Source organism: Chromatiales bacterium 21-64-14, assembly GCA_002255365.1.
Lineage (GTDB): Bacteria > Pseudomonadota > Gammaproteobacteria > 21-64-14 > 21-64-14 > 21-64-14.
On record NCBI01000046.1, the window covers coordinates 1 to 16,048 of the forward strand.

General features: G+C 61.2%; 13 protein-coding genes and 1 tRNA gene. All 14 read left to right on the top strand.

Annotated elements, in window-relative coordinates:
* Positions 1-16: 16 nt before the first annotated feature.
* The gene (locus tag B7Z66_13990) at positions 17-97 is read left to right on the top strand and encodes a hypothetical protein (protein OYV75149.1); all 81 of its coding nucleotides are present in this window, start codon (positions 17-19) and stop codon (positions 95-97) included.
* Positions 98-145: 48 nt separating this feature from the next.
* Positions 146-221, top strand: a tRNA-Trp gene (locus tag B7Z66_13995).
* Positions 222-294: 73 nt separating this feature from the next.
* Entirely contained in the window at positions 295-672 is a 378-nt protein-coding gene (locus tag B7Z66_14000; GenBank protein ID OYV75150.1) for a preprotein translocase subunit SecE, read from the top strand.
* Positions 673-676: 4 nt separating this feature from the next.
* Positions 677-1,210 carry a transcription termination/antitermination protein NusG gene (locus B7Z66_14005; protein ID OYV75139.1) on the top strand — a complete coding sequence of 178 codons (534 nt, stop codon included), beginning with the start codon at positions 677-679 and terminating at the stop codon, positions 1,208-1,210.
* Positions 1,211-1,332: 122 nt separating this feature from the next.
* Positions 1,333-1,764: a 50S ribosomal protein L11 gene (locus tag B7Z66_14010; GenBank protein OYV75140.1), complete on the top strand. Its 432-nt coding sequence runs from the start codon at positions 1,333-1,335 to the stop codon at positions 1,762-1,764.
* A gap of 2 nt (positions 1,765-1,766) precedes the next feature.
* On the top strand, positions 1,767-2,471 hold the full coding sequence (locus B7Z66_14015; GenBank protein ID OYV75141.1) for a 50S ribosomal protein L1: 705 nt from the start codon (positions 1,767-1,769) through the stop codon (positions 2,469-2,471).
* 343 nt (positions 2,472-2,814) lie between these two features.
* On the top strand, positions 2,815-3,342 hold the full coding sequence (locus tag B7Z66_14020; GenBank protein ID OYV75142.1) for a 50S ribosomal protein L10: 528 nt from the start codon (positions 2,815-2,817) through the stop codon (positions 3,340-3,342).
* An 84-nt stretch (positions 3,343-3,426) separates the two neighbouring features.
* Positions 3,427-3,804 carry a 50S ribosomal protein L7/L12 gene (locus tag B7Z66_14025; GenBank protein ID OYV75143.1) on the top strand — a complete coding sequence of 126 codons (378 nt, stop codon included), beginning with the start codon at positions 3,427-3,429 and terminating at the stop codon, positions 3,802-3,804.
* Between the two features lie 223 nt (positions 3,805-4,027).
* Positions 4,028-8,107, top strand: coding sequence for a DNA-directed RNA polymerase subunit beta (locus B7Z66_14030; GenBank protein OYV75144.1), 4,080 nt, complete (start codon positions 4,028-4,030; stop codon positions 8,105-8,107).
* 79 nt (positions 8,108-8,186) lie between these two features.
* Positions 8,187-12,404 carry a DNA-directed RNA polymerase subunit beta' gene (locus tag B7Z66_14035; GenBank protein OYV75145.1) on the top strand — a complete coding sequence of 1,406 codons (4,218 nt, stop codon included), beginning with the start codon at positions 8,187-8,189 and terminating at the stop codon, positions 12,402-12,404.
* A gap of 319 nt (positions 12,405-12,723) precedes the next feature.
* Positions 12,724-13,098 carry a 30S ribosomal protein S12 gene (locus B7Z66_14040; GenBank protein OYV75146.1) on the top strand — a complete coding sequence of 125 codons (375 nt, stop codon included), beginning with the start codon at positions 12,724-12,726 and terminating at the stop codon, positions 13,096-13,098.
* A gap of 42 nt (positions 13,099-13,140) precedes the next feature.
* A complete protein-coding gene (locus B7Z66_14045) occupies positions 13,141-13,611 on the top strand; it encodes a 30S ribosomal protein S7 (GenBank protein ID OYV75147.1) in 471 nt (156 codons plus the stop codon).
* Positions 13,612-13,791: 180 nt separating this feature from the next.
* Positions 13,792-15,891 (top strand): elongation factor G, encoded by a 2,100-nt coding sequence (locus B7Z66_14050; GenBank protein ID OYV75148.1) that lies wholly within the window; start codon positions 13,792-13,794, stop codon positions 15,889-15,891.
* Positions 15,892-15,948: 57 nt separating this feature from the next.
* Positions 15,949-16,048 (top strand): elongation factor Tu (locus B7Z66_14055; protein OYV75151.1); only part of this gene is annotated, 100 nt, incomplete at its 3' end.

Below are 16,048 nucleotides of genomic sequence, written 5' to 3' on the forward strand. Positions count from 1 at the left end.
GATCGGGCCGATTGCGATGGAGGAAGGGGTGCGGTTTGCGATCCGCGAGGGCGGCCGCACGGTGGGCGCCGGGGTCGTGGCCAAGGTGATCGAGTGAACCACCCGATCCGTGCACGGTGCCCATGATTCTGATGCCCGATTCATTAGGCCAGTAGCTCAATTGGCAGAGCAGCGGTCTCCAAAACCGCAGGTTGGGGGTTCGAGTCCCTCCTGGCCTGCCAATCGGAAGGAAATGAAAGGGCGCGCTTGCCTACTGTCGTCCTTACGCCGGTACCCAACGTGACCCGTTACGCCATGGCTCAAAAACAGGAAATGCGGTCCTCACCGCTAGACACGGTAAAGCTCGCAATCGCGGTGCTGATCCTGATTTCGGCGGTGATCGGCTTCTATTACTTCGCGGCCCAGCCGCTGCTGTTCCGGGTGCCGGGCCTGCTGGCAGCCGTCGGGATTGCCGTTGCCATCGGGTCCCAGACTGCCTTTGGGCACAGTATCTGGGGCTTCGTCAGCGAAGCACGCGGCGAGGTGCGCAAGGTCGTCTGGCCTACCCGTCAAGAGACCGTGCAGACTACCCTCGTTGTTCTTGGTTTGGTGCTGCTCGTCGGCGTGCTTCTCTGGGTGCTGGACCTTGGGCTGCTGCGGTTGGTGCGTCTGCTTACGGGCCAAGGGAGCTGATCGAATGCCATTGCGGTGGTATGTAGTGCATACCTACTCGGGTTACGAGAACCAGGTGCGGCGCTCGCTCCATGACCGGATTGCGCGCAGCGGTCTGGAGGACCGATTCGGCCAGATTTTGGTGCCCACCGAGGAAGTGGTGGAGATGCGTGACGGCCAGAAGCGCCGGAGCGAGCGTAAATTCTTCCCGGGTTATGTGCTTGTTCAGATGGATCTGGATGACGAGACTTGGCACTTGGTCAAGGAAGTGCCCCGGGTCATGGGCTTCGTGGGCGGGACCTCTGACCGCCCGGCGCCGATCAGCGACCGGGAGGCGGATACCATCCTGCAGCGGGTACAGGATGGGGTCGAGAAGCCACGTCCCAAAGTCCTGTTTGAGCCGGGTGAAGTGGTGCGGGTCACCGATGGCCCGTTCAACGATTTCAACGGCGTGGTGGAAGAGGTCAACTACGAGAAGAGCCGCTTGCGGGTTGCGGTGCTGATCTTTGGCCGCCCGACGCCGGTGGAGCTGGAATTCAGCCAGGTCGAGAAGGCGTAGCTCCACCCCGACGTGGTTCGAGGTGGTCCAGGCATTGAGAGTAGGCGGACGCACCGCACTGCGGCGTCCGGAGACCGAATTACCGGGGAGCCGCGAGGCGCTAGCACCCACAGGAGCATAGCATGGCGAAGAAGATCCAGGCCTACATCAAGCTGCAAGTCGCGGCGGGGAAGGCAAATCCCAGTCCGCCGGTCGGTCCGGCATTGGGACAGCACGGCGTCAACATCATGGAGTTCTGCAAGGCCTTCAACGCCCAGACCCAGGACATGGAACCAGGCCTTCCGACGCCGGTCGTTATCACCGTTTACAGTGACCGCAGCTTTACGTTTATCACCAAGACGCCGCCGGCGTCGGTGCTGCTGAAAAAGGCGCTGGGCCTGCCGAAGGGCAGCGCCACCCCCAACAGCAACAAGGTGGGGAAGGTTACGCGCGCGCAACTTGAAGAGATCGTGAAGGCCAAGGGCTCGGATCTCACCGCGGCGGACATCGATGCCGGTGTGCGTACCATTGCCGGTAGTGCCCGCAGCATGGGCATCGAAGTCGAGGGAGTGTAGTCATGTCCAATCTTTCCAAGCGCATGCGGGTGGCCCGGGAGAAGGTCGTCGCGGGCAAACTCTATCCGGTAGACGACGCGCTTCAGCTCCTGAAGGAGTTGCCGGGCGCCAAATTCAAGGAGGCGGTGGACGTCGCTGTGAACCTGGGGGTCGATCCGCGCAAATCCGATCAGGTTGTGCGTGGTTCCACCGTGCTGCCCAACGGCACCGGCAAGTCGGTGCGCGTTGCAGTCTTTGCTCAGGGCGCCAACGCCGATGCGGCCCGGGCGGCCGGGGCGGAATTGGTGGGGTTTGAAGACTTGGCGGAACGTATCAAGGGTGGCCAGATGGACTTCGACGTGGTCATCGCCTCGCCGGACGCCATGCGCGTGGTGGGTCAGCTCGGCCCGGTTCTCGGACCCCGTGGCCTGATGCCCAACCCCAAGGTCGGCACGGTGACCCCGGATGTGGCGGGCGCGGTACGCAATGCCAAGGCCGGGCAGGTGCGCTATCGGACCGACAAGGCAGGCATCGTGCACTGCAGCATCGGGAAGGTGGACTTCGAAATATCGGCCCTGAAGGAAAATTTGCAGGCGCTGCTGGCGGACCTGCAGAAGGCCAAGCCGGCGACGGCCCGGGGGATATATCTGCGCAAGATCACCGTGTCCACTACTATGGGCACGGGTATACCAGTGGATCAGAGCTCGCTGGCGACGGTTGCGACCTAGCAGCGGGCTGGGCCGGGAGTCCGCCGGTACGGCGCTCCCCCGGCCCGGGTTCCCGGACGATGGCCCGCGGGCCTACCGGGGACCCAACAGACTTTGGGGTTGCCTTGTGCCGTGTTGGTACAGGATGGCCGTCAAAGACCGCAGGTGCTGAGTCCGTGTACTCCGGTGCGCCGGTGGACTGGACCAGGCTTAATGGGCATGGGCCCGGCCTGCGCAGACGGTGAACCCAACGTCAGGTTTTCTGGCGTCGTTCACCGCAAGGGCGGGCGTCCGTGAGGATGCCTTGAGTCCATCAACCCGCTGGGGTGGTTTTGCCACCCCGCGGAGCGACGAGGTGAGAGACGTGCCACTTGCAATGGAAGACAAACAGGCGATCGTCGCGGAGGTCAACGCGGTGGCCGCTGGCGCCCACTCGGCGGTAGCCGCCGAGTACCGGGGGCTGACCGTGGAGGAGATGACTGAACTGCGCCGTAGCGCACGGTCGGGCGGGGTCTACCTTCGGGTCGTGAAGAACACCCTCGCGCGCCGGGCGTTGCAGGGAACCGCGTTCGAGTGCATGGGCAAGGGGTTGCAAGGACCGCTGGTATTGGCGTTCTCCCAGGAAGACCCGGGCGCCGCCGCGCGGCTGGTGAGCAACTTCGCGAAGACCCATGACAAGCTTGTGCCCAAGCTGGTGTCGATCAGCGGCCAACTCCTGCCGGCCACGGACCTGCAACGGATCGCGACTCTGCCCACCCGCGACCAGGCGCTCAGCCTGTTGATGGCGGTGATGCGGGCGCCGTTGGATAAGTTTGCGCGCACCCTCAACGAGGTACCGGGCAAGCTGGTCCGTACGTTGGCCGCGATCCGCGATCAAAAACAGGCTGCGTAGTAAAAGGCATAGACCCGCGGATCGGACCCCAGGGGTGCGGATCCGCGGAGCAACAGACAACCAGACGATTCAGGAGATTTGATCATGTCCGTATCCAAAGAAGAGATTCTCGACACCATCTCCGGTATGACGGTGATGGATATTGTCGATCTGATTTCCGCGATGGAAGAGAAGTTCGGTGTTTCCGCGGCTGCAGCTGTGGCCGCTGCGCCTTCCGCCGCGGCCGGTGGTGAGGCTGCTGCCGAGGAGCAGACGGAATTTGACGTAGTGATGAGCAGCTACGGGGCCAACAAGGTTGGTGTCATTAAGGTGGTCCGTGCCCTGACTGGCTTGGGCCTGAAAGAGGCCAAGGACTTGGTGGAGGGTGTCCCGTCGACGATCAAAGAGGCCGTCTCCAAGGACGATGCTGCGGGCATAAAGAAGCAGCTCGAAGAGGCCGGTGCCAGCGTCGACATCAAGTAGGACGCGTAGTGATGCGCGATCTTGCGGCCTGAATGGATTCGCCGGTCGGCGATGAACTGGGATGGGCGAGGTTGGTGACCCCTGGTTGCCGGCCTCGCCCGCTTGTCCGTGCAACGTCCCGCTTCTGGGCTGGACGTTCGGGTGTCACGGCGCCGTCGCCGGTGCCGGGTCGTCCGGGGCGTTGCCCCGCAACGCGGACAGTATTTGACTGAGAGGAACTGCGATGGCCTACAGCTTTACCGAGAAAAAGCGCATTCGGAAGGATTTCGGTAAACGACCCCGTATCCTGGAGGTGCCCTACCTGCTGGCCACGCAGCTGGACTCCTATCGCCAATTTCTTCAGGATGGCCGGCCCGCGACCCAGCGGGATGCCACGGGACTGCACGCCGCGCTCCAGTCGGTGTTTCCCATCTCCAGTTATTCGGGGAACGCAGTGCTCGAGTATGTGGACTATCGGCTGGGCGAGCCGGTTTTCGACGTGAAGGAGTGCCAACTGCGCGGCATGACGTATGCCGCGCCTTTGCGGGTCACCCTGCGTCTGGTGATCTATGATAAGGATGCCCAGGCCGGCTCCCAGTCCGTCAAGGACATTAAGGAGCAGGAAGTCTATATGGGCGAACTGCCGCTGATGACGCGTAATGGGACGTTCATCATCAACGGCACAGAACGAGTGGTGGTGTCCCAGTTGCATCGCTCGCCCGGTGTCTTCTTCGAGCACGACAAGGGTAAGACCCACTCTTCCGGGAAGCTGTTGTTCTCCGCGCGGGTTATTCCGTATCGCGGGTCCTGGCTCGATTTCGAGTTCGATCCCAAGGATTGCGTATTCGTCCGCATCGACCGTCGGCGCAAGCTGCCTGCGACGATTCTGTTGCGGGCGCTGTCGTTTTCCACGGAAGATATTTTGGGAACATTCTTCGCTACCAACCAGTTTCAGTTCTCCAAAGACGGGATCCAGTTGGAACTGCTGCCTGAGCGCCTGCGTGGCGAGACTGCCAGTTTCGACATCAAGATCAAGGGTAAGGTCCTCGTCGAGGCCGGCCGGCGCGTGACTGCGCGCCACATCAGGGAGTTGGAGAAGGCCGGAATCAAGACCCTCGCGGTGACACCGGATTACCTGGTCGGCAAGACCATTGCCCACGACGTGGTTGACACTGGGACCGGCGAGTTGATTGTGGTCGCCAACGATGAATTGACCCCTGAGGCGGTGGAAAAAATCCAGCAGGCTGGCATCAAAGAGATCCGCACTTTATACACGAACGATTTCGATTGCGGTCCATACATGTCCAGCACGCTGCGCATCGATCCTACCACCAGCGAACTGGAAGCCCTGGTTGAGATCTATCGCATGATGCGTCCGGGCGAGCCACCCACCAAGGAAGCGGCGCAGAACCTGTTCAATAATTTATTTTTCAGTTCCGACCGCTACGATCTATCGTCGGTCGGGCGCATGAAGTTCAACCGCCGGGTCGGGCGCAAGGAGATCGTTGGCCCCGGCGTACTGTCCAAGGAGGACATCACCGATGTCCTGCGGGTGCTGATCGATATCCGCAACGGAAACGGTTACGTCGATGATATCGATCACTTGGGTAATCGGCGCATCCGTAGTGTTGGCGAGATGGCGGAAAACGTGTTCCGAATCGGCTTGGTCCGCGTCGAGCGTGCAGTACGCGAGCGCTTGAGTCTCGCGGAATCCGAAGGTCTCACGCCCCAGGAGCTCATCAACGCCAAGCCGGTGGCCGCCGCGATCAAGGAATTTTTCGGATCAAGCCAGCTGTCCCAGTTTATGGATCAGAACAACCCGCTCTCCGAGGTGACACACAAGCGCCGCGTGTCGGCCCTCGGCCCGGGCGGTCTGACCCGGGAGCGCGCCGGTTTCGAGGTGCGTGACGTACACCCGACCCACTACGGGCGCGTGTGCCCGATCGAGACCCCGGAAGGCCCGAACATTGGGCTGATCAATTCTTTGTCCTGCTACGCGCGCACCAATTCCTACGGGTTTCTGGAGACCCCCTATCGAAAAGTGGCCGATGGGAAAGTGACCGACCAAGTGGAGTATCTTTCGGCCATCGAAGAGGGCCAGTACGTAATTGCCCAGGCTAATGCCACCCTGGACGATAAAGGCAATCTGGTGGATGACTTGGTCTCCTCTCGGCATGCCAATGAATTCACCATGTCGACGCCGGATAAAGTGGAATACATGGATGTTTCTCCAATGCAGATCGTATCCGTGGCGGCGAGCCTGATCCCGTTCCTGGAGCACGATGACGCCAACCGGGCGTTGATGGGTTCCAACATGCAGCGCCAAGCGGTTCCGACGCTGCGTGCCGAGAAGCCGCTGGTAGGTACCGGAATGGAGCGTACGGTGGCGATCGACTCGGGAACCGCAGTGGTTGCCGAGCGTGGTGGCGTGGTCGATTCAGTGGACGCAGGGCGCGTCGTGGTGCGGGTGAACGATGATGAGACCGTTCCTGGCGAGCCTGGGGTGGATATCTACAACCTGATCAAATATACGCGGTCGAACCAGAACACCTCGATTAACCAGCGGCCCCTGATCCATCCCGGCGATGTAATCGCTAGGGGGGACGTGTTGGCGGACGGGTCGTCCACTGACATGGGGGAATTGGCCCTGGGTCAGAACCTGTTGGTCGCGTTCATGCCCTGGCACGGATACAACTTCGAGGATTCCATCCTTATCTCCGAGCGTGTGGTCCAGGAGGACCGGTTCACTACCATCCACATCGAGGAACTGACCTGCGTCGCCCGCGATACCAAGCTGGGTCCGGAAGAGATCACCTCGGACATTCCAAACGTGGGCGAATACGCCCTGTCGAAGTTGGATGAATCGGGCATCGTGTATATCGGTGCCGAGGTGAAGACCGGCGACATACTCGTGGGGAAGGTCACGCCCAAGGGCGAAACCCAACTCACCCCGGAGGAGAAGCTGTTGCGGGCGATTTTCGGCGAAAAGGCGTCCGATGTTAAGGACACCTCGTTGCGGGTGCCCTCGGGTATGGATGGTACGGTGATCGACGTGCAGGTGTTCACGCGCGATGGGGTTGACAAGGACCAGCGCGCCCTCGAGATCGAGGAGATGGAGCTCGCCAGCATCAAGAAGGACCTGAACGATCAGCTGCGCATCGTGGAAGACGACACCTTCCAGCGGGTGGAGCGCCTGCTGGTGGGCAAGACTGCGGAAGGAGGTCCCAAGGGGCTCAAGGCGGGCGCCAAGATCGCAAAGACCTATCTGACCGAGGTTTCGCGCGAGAAATGGTTTGAAATCCGGCTGCGTAACGAGGACGCGAACCGTCAGCTCGAGGCAGTAGCGCAACAGATCAAGGCGCTGCGCAAGGATTTCGACCGTAGGTTTGAGGAGAAGAAGGCCAAGATCACCGCGGGCGATGATCTGGCCCCCGGTGTGTTGAAGATGGTCAAGGTCTACTTGGCGGTCAAGCGTCGCACCCAGCCCGGTGACAAGATGGCAGGCCGCCACGGGAACAAGGGCGTGATCTCGCGGATCGTGCCGGTGGAGGACATGCCCTATCTGGAAGACGGTACGCCTGTGGATATCGTGCTGAACCCGCTGGGGGTGCCGTCGCGGATGAACGTGGGACAGGTGCTGGAGACCCACCTGGGTTGGGCCGCGAAGGGGCTCGGCCGGCGGATCGGCGACATGCTCGACGCTCAGGCCAAAGCGGCGGAGGTACGCAAGTTCCTCGACCAGATCTACAACACCAGTGGTCGCATGGTGGACTTGAAGTCGCTTAGTGACGAGGAGATCACACACTTGGCGCAGAATCTCCGCGCTGGCGTGCCCATGGCGACACCGGTGTTCGACGGGGCGGCGGAGGATGAGATCAAGTCCATGTTGCGTATCGCGGGACTTCCCGAGTCGGGCCAAGCGACACTGATCGACGGGCGCACCGGCGAGGCTTTCGACAAGCCGATTACTGTCGGTTACATGTACATGATCAAGCTCAATCACCTCGTGGATGACAAGATGCATGCCCGTTCGACGGGACCGTACAGCTTGGTCACGCAGCAGCCTCTAGGTGGTAAGGCGCAATTTGGCGGCCAGCGTTTCGGCGAGATGGAGGTCTGGGCCCTGGAGGCCTATGGGGCCGCCTATACCTTGCAGGAGATGCTTACGGTCAAGTCCGACGATGTCAACGGTCGCACTAAGATGTACAAGAATATCGTGGACGGCGACTATCACATGGAAGCGGGCATGCCGGAGTCCTTCAATGTTCTGGTCAAGGAAATCCGCTCGCTCGCGATCAATATCGAGTTGGAACAGGAGAACTGACCCGAAAGGCTGTTGAGGCGCCGCGCGGGAGCACTGACACGCCTCCCGTGATCCCCGAACCTTCGGAACAGGTGACGCGATGAAAGATCTACTCAATCTATTGAAGCAGCAGGGTCAGGTGGAGGACTTCGATGTCATCCGCATTGGTTTGGCGTCGCCCGACATGATTCGTTCCTGGTCCTACGGCGAGGTGAAAAAGCCGGAGACCATCAATTATCGGACGTTCAAACCCGAGCGTGATGGCTTGTTCTGCGCGAAGATCTTCGGGCCGATCAAGGATTACGAGTGTCTGTGCGGGAAATACAAGCGCCTCAAACACCGCGGGGTGATTTGCGAGAAATGCGGCGTCGAGGTTACGGTCGCCAAGGTGCGCCGTGACCGCATGGGGCACATCGAGTTGGCGAGCCCGGTGGCACACATCTGGTTCCTGAAGTCGCTGCCGTCGCGTATCGGCCTGCTTCTGGATATGACCCTGCGTGACATCGAGCGTGTCCTGTATTTTGAGGCGTTCGTGGTGGTGGATCCCGGTATGACTCAACTCGAGCGTGGCCAGCTGCTCACCGACGAGCAGTATCTGGAGGCGATCGAAGAGAACGGCGATGAATTCGACGCGCGCATGGGTGCCGAAGCGGTCTATGAGCTGCTGAAGTCGTTGGATCTGAAGTCCGAAGCGACCCGGTTGCATGAGGAGATCGCCAGCACCGCTTCCGATGCCAAGCTCAAGCGCTATTCCAAACGCCTCAAGCTGATCGAATCGTTCGTGGAGTCCCGGAACCGACCGGAGTGGATGATCCTGGTCGTTCTTCCGGTACTGCCGCCGGACCTGCGCCCATTGGTTCCGCTGGATGGGGGCCGCTTCGCGACGTCGGACCTGAATGACTTGTACCGGAGGGTCATCAACCGCAACAACCGACTCAAGCGTCTGTTGGAGCTGAACGCACCCGATATCATCGTGCGTAACGAGAAGCGCATGCTGCAGGAGTCCGTGGATGCGCTACTGGACAACGGCCGGCGCGGACGTGCCATTACCGGCACCAACAAGCGCCCGCTTAAGTCCCTGGCGGACATGATCAAGGGTAAGCAGGGCCGCTTCCGGCAGAATCTCCTGGGCAAGCGCGTGGACTACTCCGGGCGGTCCGTGATCGTAGTTGGACCTACGCTGCGCCTGCATCAGTGCGGACTTCCGAAAAAGATGGCCCTGGAGTTGTTCAAGCCCTTTATCTTCGGGAAGCTGCAGCGCCGCGGTCTTGCTACCACCATCAAGGCTGCCAAGAAGATGGTCGAGCGCGAAGTGGCCGAGGTGTGGGATATCCTCGAAGAGGTGATCCGGGAGCATCCGGTCATGCTCAACCGCGCGCCCACCCTGCATCGCCTCGGGATTCAAGCCTTCGAGCCGGTGTTGATTGAAGGCAAGGCCATTCAGCTCCATCCGCTGGTCTGCGCCGCCTTCAACGCCGACTTCGATGGCGATCAGATGGCCGTCCATGTCCCGCTCTCGCTGGAGGCACAGATCGAGGCGCGGGTGCTGATGATGTCGACCAATAACATTCTGTCCCCGGCCAACGGCGAGCCAATCATCGTGCCGTCGCAAGACGTCGTCCTAGGCCTGTACTACATGACACGAGAGGCGGTTAATGCGCCGGGCGAGGGCATGATATTCGCCGATGTTGCCGAGGTCCACCGGGCCTATGAGAATCGCGTGGCGGCCCTGCACGCGAAGGTCAAAGTCCGCATACGGGAAGTGGTGCCCGACGAACATGGCGAGCGGCGTACCGTGCGCCGGCTCGTGGAAACCACCGTTGGACGCGCCCTGATGTCGGAGATTCTCCCCGAGGGGATGTCCTTCGACCTGGTCAACCAGGACATGAACAAGAAGGCGATTTCCAGGCTCATTAATTCCGCTTACCGCGACGTCGGACTGAAGGACACGGTGGTGTTCGCGGATCGGCTCATGTATACGGGCTTCTATTACGCCACCCGGTCCGGAGCGTCCTTCGGTGTGGAGGATATGGTGGTTCCGGATCAGAAGCCGGCGATTTTGGCAGCCGCCGAAGCCCAGGTGAAGGACATCGAAGGCCAGTATGCCTCCGGTTTGGTGACGAATGGTGAGCGATACAACAAGGTGGTCGATATCTGGTCGCACACCAATGACGTAGTTGCCAAAGCGATGATGGAGAAGCTGGGAAGCTACGAAGTGAAGGATGCCCATGGCGCTGTCGTGAAGCAGAGGTCGTTCAACCCCATCTTCATGATGGCCGATTCCGGTGCTCGTGGCAGCGCGCAGCAGATTCGCCAGTTGGCGGGAATGCGGGGCCTGATGGCCAAGCCGGACGGGTCGATCATCGAGACGCCGATCACCGCGAATTTCCGCGAGGGACTTGACGTCCTGCAATACTTTATTTCTACGCACGGTGCGCGCAAAGGCTTGGCGGACACCGCACTCAAGACCGCCAACTCTGGTTACCTGACCCGGCGCTTGGTGGATGTGGCCCAAGATCTGGTGGTCACGGAATTTGACTGCGGTACGTCCGAGGGGCTGGCGATGACACCTTTGGTCGAAGGCGGCGACGTGGTGGAGCCGCTACGCGACCGCGTGTTGGGTCGTACCGTCGTACAGGATGTGCTCAAGCCGGGGACGGATGAGGTGGCGGTCCCGACGGGAACGCTTCTGGATGAACGCTGGGTCGCTCGTCTCGAGCAGATGGGTGTCGACCATGTGGTGGTGCGCTCCCCGATTTCCTGTGAGACCCGGTACGGGGTGTGCGCCGCCTGTTACGGTCGCGACTTGGCGCGGGGCCACCGGGTAAATATGGGGGAGGCCGTGGGTGTGATCGCCGCCCAGAGCATCGGCGAGCCGGGCACCCAGCTCACTATGCGTACGTTCCACATCGGCGGAGCCGCATCCCGGGCCGTTGCCATCAACAGTGTGGAGATTAAGTCCAAAGGCACCATCAAGCTGCGCAACATCAAGCTCGTGAAACACAAGAAGACGGGTAACCACGTAGCGGTGTCCCGGTCCGGCGAGCTGGCGGTCATGGACGACATGGGCCGTGAGCGGGAACGTTACAAGGTTCCCTACGGCGCGGTGCTGACCGTGGAGGATAGCGACGCTGTGGAGCAAGGCCAAGTGGTGGCCAATTGGGATCCCCATACGCACCCGGTCGTAACCGAAGTTGCAGGGCGTCTGCGCTACTCGGACTTCATCGAAGGCGTTACCGTTCAACGCCAGGCGGACGAGATGACCGGCCTGAGCTCAATGGTGGTGATGGACCCGAAGCAGCGCGGTACCGTAGGCAAGGACCTGCGGCCCATGATCCGGCTGCTGGATGAAGCAGGCAACGATGTCTGCATCCCGGGGACTGACAAGTCGGCCCAGTATTATTTGCCCCATGGTGCTATCGCCAGTGTCGACGACGGCGCATGGGTGGGAGTGGGCGATGTGATCGCCCGTATCCCGCAGGAGTCCAGCAAGACCCGCGACATTACGGGTGGCCTGCCCCGGGTGGCGGATCTTTTCGAGGCCCGCAAACCTAAGGAACCGGCTATTCTGGCGGAGATCTCGGGAACGGTCAGCTTCGGCAAGGACACCAAGGGACGTCAGCGCCTGATCATCACGGACGATGCGGCGAATCAACACGAGGAACTGATTCCGAAGTGGCGCCATATTACCGTCTTCGAGGGTGAGCACGTGGAGCGGGGCGAGCCTATCGCCGACGGGGATCCAAACCCCCACGATATCCTGCGCTTGTTGGGAGTCCGGGCCCTGGCATCCTATCTGGTCAAGGAGATCCAGGACGTCTACCGTCTCCAGGGCGTTCGGATCAACGACAAGCACATCGAGATCATCATTCGTCAAATGCTGCGCAAGGTCGAGGTGGTGGAGCCAGGGGAGAGCCGCTTCCTGAAGGGGGAGCAGGCGGAACGGGCCCGGGTGGTGGAGGAGAACCGCCGGCTCGAGGCGCAAGGGAAGACCGCGGCAAGGGTCGATCCGGTCCTCCTGGGGATCACCAAGGCGTCGTTGTCCACCGATTCCTTCATCTCCGCCGCGTCCTTCCAGGAAACCACCCGGGTGCTCACGGAGGCTGCGGTACGGGGCCTGCGCGACGAGCTCCGGGGCCTGAAGGAGAACGTGATCGTCGGGCGGCTTATTCCCGCCGGGACCGGGCAGGTCTACCACGCTGAGCGGCGCCGGGAACGGGGCCGCGAGGGGCTTCCTGGGGGGCCTCTCGAAACGGATTCCCTGGGTGGCATGGCGGAGGCTGCGGATCAGGCAGTGGACGTATCGTCAGAATCTTGACGAAGGCTCGTGGGGGTGGCCCCCGCTCGGTGTGGTTACGCTTGACACCGTAGGGCGGCCTCCTTAGAATCGCCTGTCTCCCGACAGGCCGGAGAAATCCGGCCTGTCGTTTGTTTTCGGGTCGGGCCAACAAGGATCCTGCCGATCCGGATTTTCGGGCCTACCGCAAAGGCGGGAGGGTGGCCCGCTTCTGCGCAGAATCTCGTTGAATAGATTGCACTATTCGCGTCGATTTTGAGCGGAGCGGTGGCGCTCCGTCCCGGCTTTTCGCGCCCGCGCATGAGATGCGCACGGTTCATCAGGCGGAGTATGGGTATCCATGACGACGATCAACCAGTTGGTGCGCAGCGCGCGCACCCGCAAACAGGAAAAGAGCAAGGTCCCGGCGCTGGGTGGTTCGCCCCAGAAGCGCGGGGTATGCACGCGGGTCTATACGACCACCCCGAAAAAGCCCAACTCGGCTCTGCGGAAGGTTGCGCGCGTCCGGCTGACCAACGGGTTTGAGGTTACGACGTATATCGGAGGCGAAGGCCACAACCTGCAGGAGCACTCTGTCGTGCTGATCCGCGGTGGCCGCGTAAAGGACCTTCCGGGTGTGCGCTACCACGTGGTGCGCGGGAGCCTGGACACCGCGGGGGTGAACAACCGCAAACAGGGTCGTTCCAAGTACGGCGTAAAGCGCCCGAAGACCTGAGTCGGTACCGTTACAGCACAGCATCAGGATGAGTAAGAGCCAATGCCGAGAAGAGGAATAGTTCCGCAACGGTCCATCTTGCCGGACCCGAAGTTCCGTAGCGAAACGCTCACAAAATTCATCAGTATGGTGATGGATAGCGGCAAGAAGGCCGCGGCGGAGCGCATCGTGTACGGGGCCCTGGAGCAGATCACCAGCAAGGGTAAGGAGAACCCAGTCCAGGTGTTGGACCACGCGCTGGACAATGTGCGTCCCATCGTGGAAGTCAAGTCACGACGGGTCGGTGGCGCGACTTATCAGGTTCCGGTGGAAGTCCGGCCGGTACGCCGTTCTTCGCTCGCGATGCGCTGGATCATAGACGCTGCTCGCAAGCGCGGAGAGAAATCAATGGCGGCGCGCTTGGCCAACGAGCTGATGGAGGCCGCGGAGAACCGCGGCGCGGCGGTGAAGAAGCGCGAAGATACCCACCGTATGGCAGAGGCCAACAAGGCCTTCTCGCACTACCGGTGGTGATGCGGGAGTGCGGATTCCATGCATCGGGTTCCTGGATATGCTTTTACCGCAGCGATAGCGCGCGGTATACCCGAGCGTGCGGTGGCGATCCGGCCGGTGCACGGTGGATGTTCGGCGAATCCCGTCGCATGTGGTCGTCTGGTGGCGCGGGAACTGGTAAGTAATTAAGAGGTCGGTATCGTGGCACGCAAAACCCCAATTGAGCGCTATCGCAACATCGGCATCGCTGCCCATATCGATGCTGGGAAGACCACGACGACCGAGCGCATCCTGTTCTACACCGGCATTTCCCATAAGATGGGTGAAGTGCATGAAGGTGCGGCGGTAATGGACTGGATGGAACAGGAGCAGGAGCGCGGCATCACGATCACCTCGGCAGCGACCACCTGCTACTGGCAGGGCATGGATAAGCAGTATCCTCAGCACCGCATCAACATCATCGATACGCCCGGGCACGTAGACTTCACCATCGAAGTAGAACGGTCCATGCGGGTGCTGGACGGCGTGGTGGCGGTGTTCTGCGCGGTCGGCGGAGTCGAGCCGCAATCCGAGACCGTCTGGCGGCAGGCGAACCGGTATCGCGTGCCGCGCTTGGCGTTTGTGAACAAAATGGATCGCATGGGAGCCAACTTCCTGCGCGTCGTGAAACAGATCCGCGAGCGGGTGGGCGCCAATGCGATCCCGGTGCAGCTGCCCATCGGGGCGGAGGAAGGCTTCGCGGGTGTTGTAGATCTGATCGAAATGCGTGCGATCTATTGGGATGACGCGACTCTTGGTATGAGCTATGAGGCGCGGGATATCCCCGCCGACATGCTCGAAGCTTGCAAGACATGGCGCGAAACGATGGTGGAGGCTGCTGCTGAGGCCAACGAGGAACTGATGGAGAAGTACCTCGAGGGCGGCGAGCTGGACACCGACGAGATCCGCAACGGCCTGCGGGCGCGTACCCTGGCCAATGAGATCGTGCCGGTCCTGTGCGGTTCGGCGTTCAAGAATAAGGGTGTGCAGGCGATGCTCGACGCGGTGATCGAGCTGTTGCCTTCGCCGGCGGATGTACCGGCGATCAAGGGCCATCTTGATGACGCCGCGAACACCGAGGCCGAGCGCCACGCCACTGACGGCGAACCGTTCTCGGCCCTGGCGTTCAAGATCGCCACGGATCCGTTTGTCGGAAGTCTGACCTACATCCGCGTGTATTCCGGGATGATCAATTCCGGAGATACCGTGTTCAATCCGGTGAAGGGCAAAAAGGAACGCATCGGCCGCCTGCTCCACATGCATGCCAACCACCGGGAAGAGACGAAGGAAGTGCGGGCTGGTGATATCGCCGCGTGCGTCGGACTCAAGGACGTGACGACGGGCGATACCCTGTCGGATATGAACAAGGTGATTGTCCTGGAGCGTATGGAATTTCCGGAGCCGGTGATTTCCCAGGCGGTGGAGCCGAAGACGAAGGTGGATCAGGAGAAAATGGGGATTGCGCTGCAGAAGCTGGCGCAGGAGGATCCGTCGTTCCGCGTCCATACCGACGAGGAGTCGGGGCAGACAATTATTTCCGGGATGGGCGAGCTACACCTGGAAATCCTCGTCGACCGCATGCGCCGGGAGTTCAAGGTCGAGGCCAACGTCGGTAAACCGCAGGTCGCTTACCGCGAGACGATCCGGAAGAGCGTCGAGCAGGAAGGCAAATTCGTGCGCCAGACCGGTGGGCGGGGCCAATATGGTCATGTATGGCTGCGTATTGAACCGAAGGCGCCCGGCGAGGGCTATGAGTTCGTCAATGGCATCGTCGGTGGCGTCGTTCCTCGGGAGTACATCGGTGCCGTGGATAAAGGTATTCAGGAGCAGTTACAGAACGGTGTAATGGCCGGCTATCCGGTAGTGGATGTGAAGGCGACCCTGTTCGACGGTTCCTACCACGAGGTGGATTCCTCGGAGATGGCGTTCAAGATAGCTGGCTCCATGGCCTTCAAGGAAGGGGCGCGAAAGGCGTCGCCGGTACTGTTGGAGCCGATCATGAAGGTCGAAGCGGTGACCCCGGAGGAGTACATGGGTGATGTGATGGGTGACCTTAATCGGCGGCGTGGCATCCTGCAGGGTGTGGAAGAGACGCCAGCGGGGAAGATCATCCGCGCCGAAGTCCCCCTGGCCGAGATGTTCGGTTATTCCACCGACCTGCGTTCCGCAACCCAGGGGCGGGCGACGTACACCATGGAATTCTCCAAATACGCCGAAGCGCCGGCGAATATCGCAGAGCAGGTGGTAAAGAAGGCGTCGTGACGCGTCGGGCTCCAGGATCCCGCGACATCTGAACACAAGAGATGAGGTGACCTAACCGTGTCCAAGGGAAAGTACGAGCGTAAGAAGCCGCATGTAAACGTGGGGACGATAGGCCACGTGGACCATGGGAAGACGACGTTGACGGCGGCGTTGACGA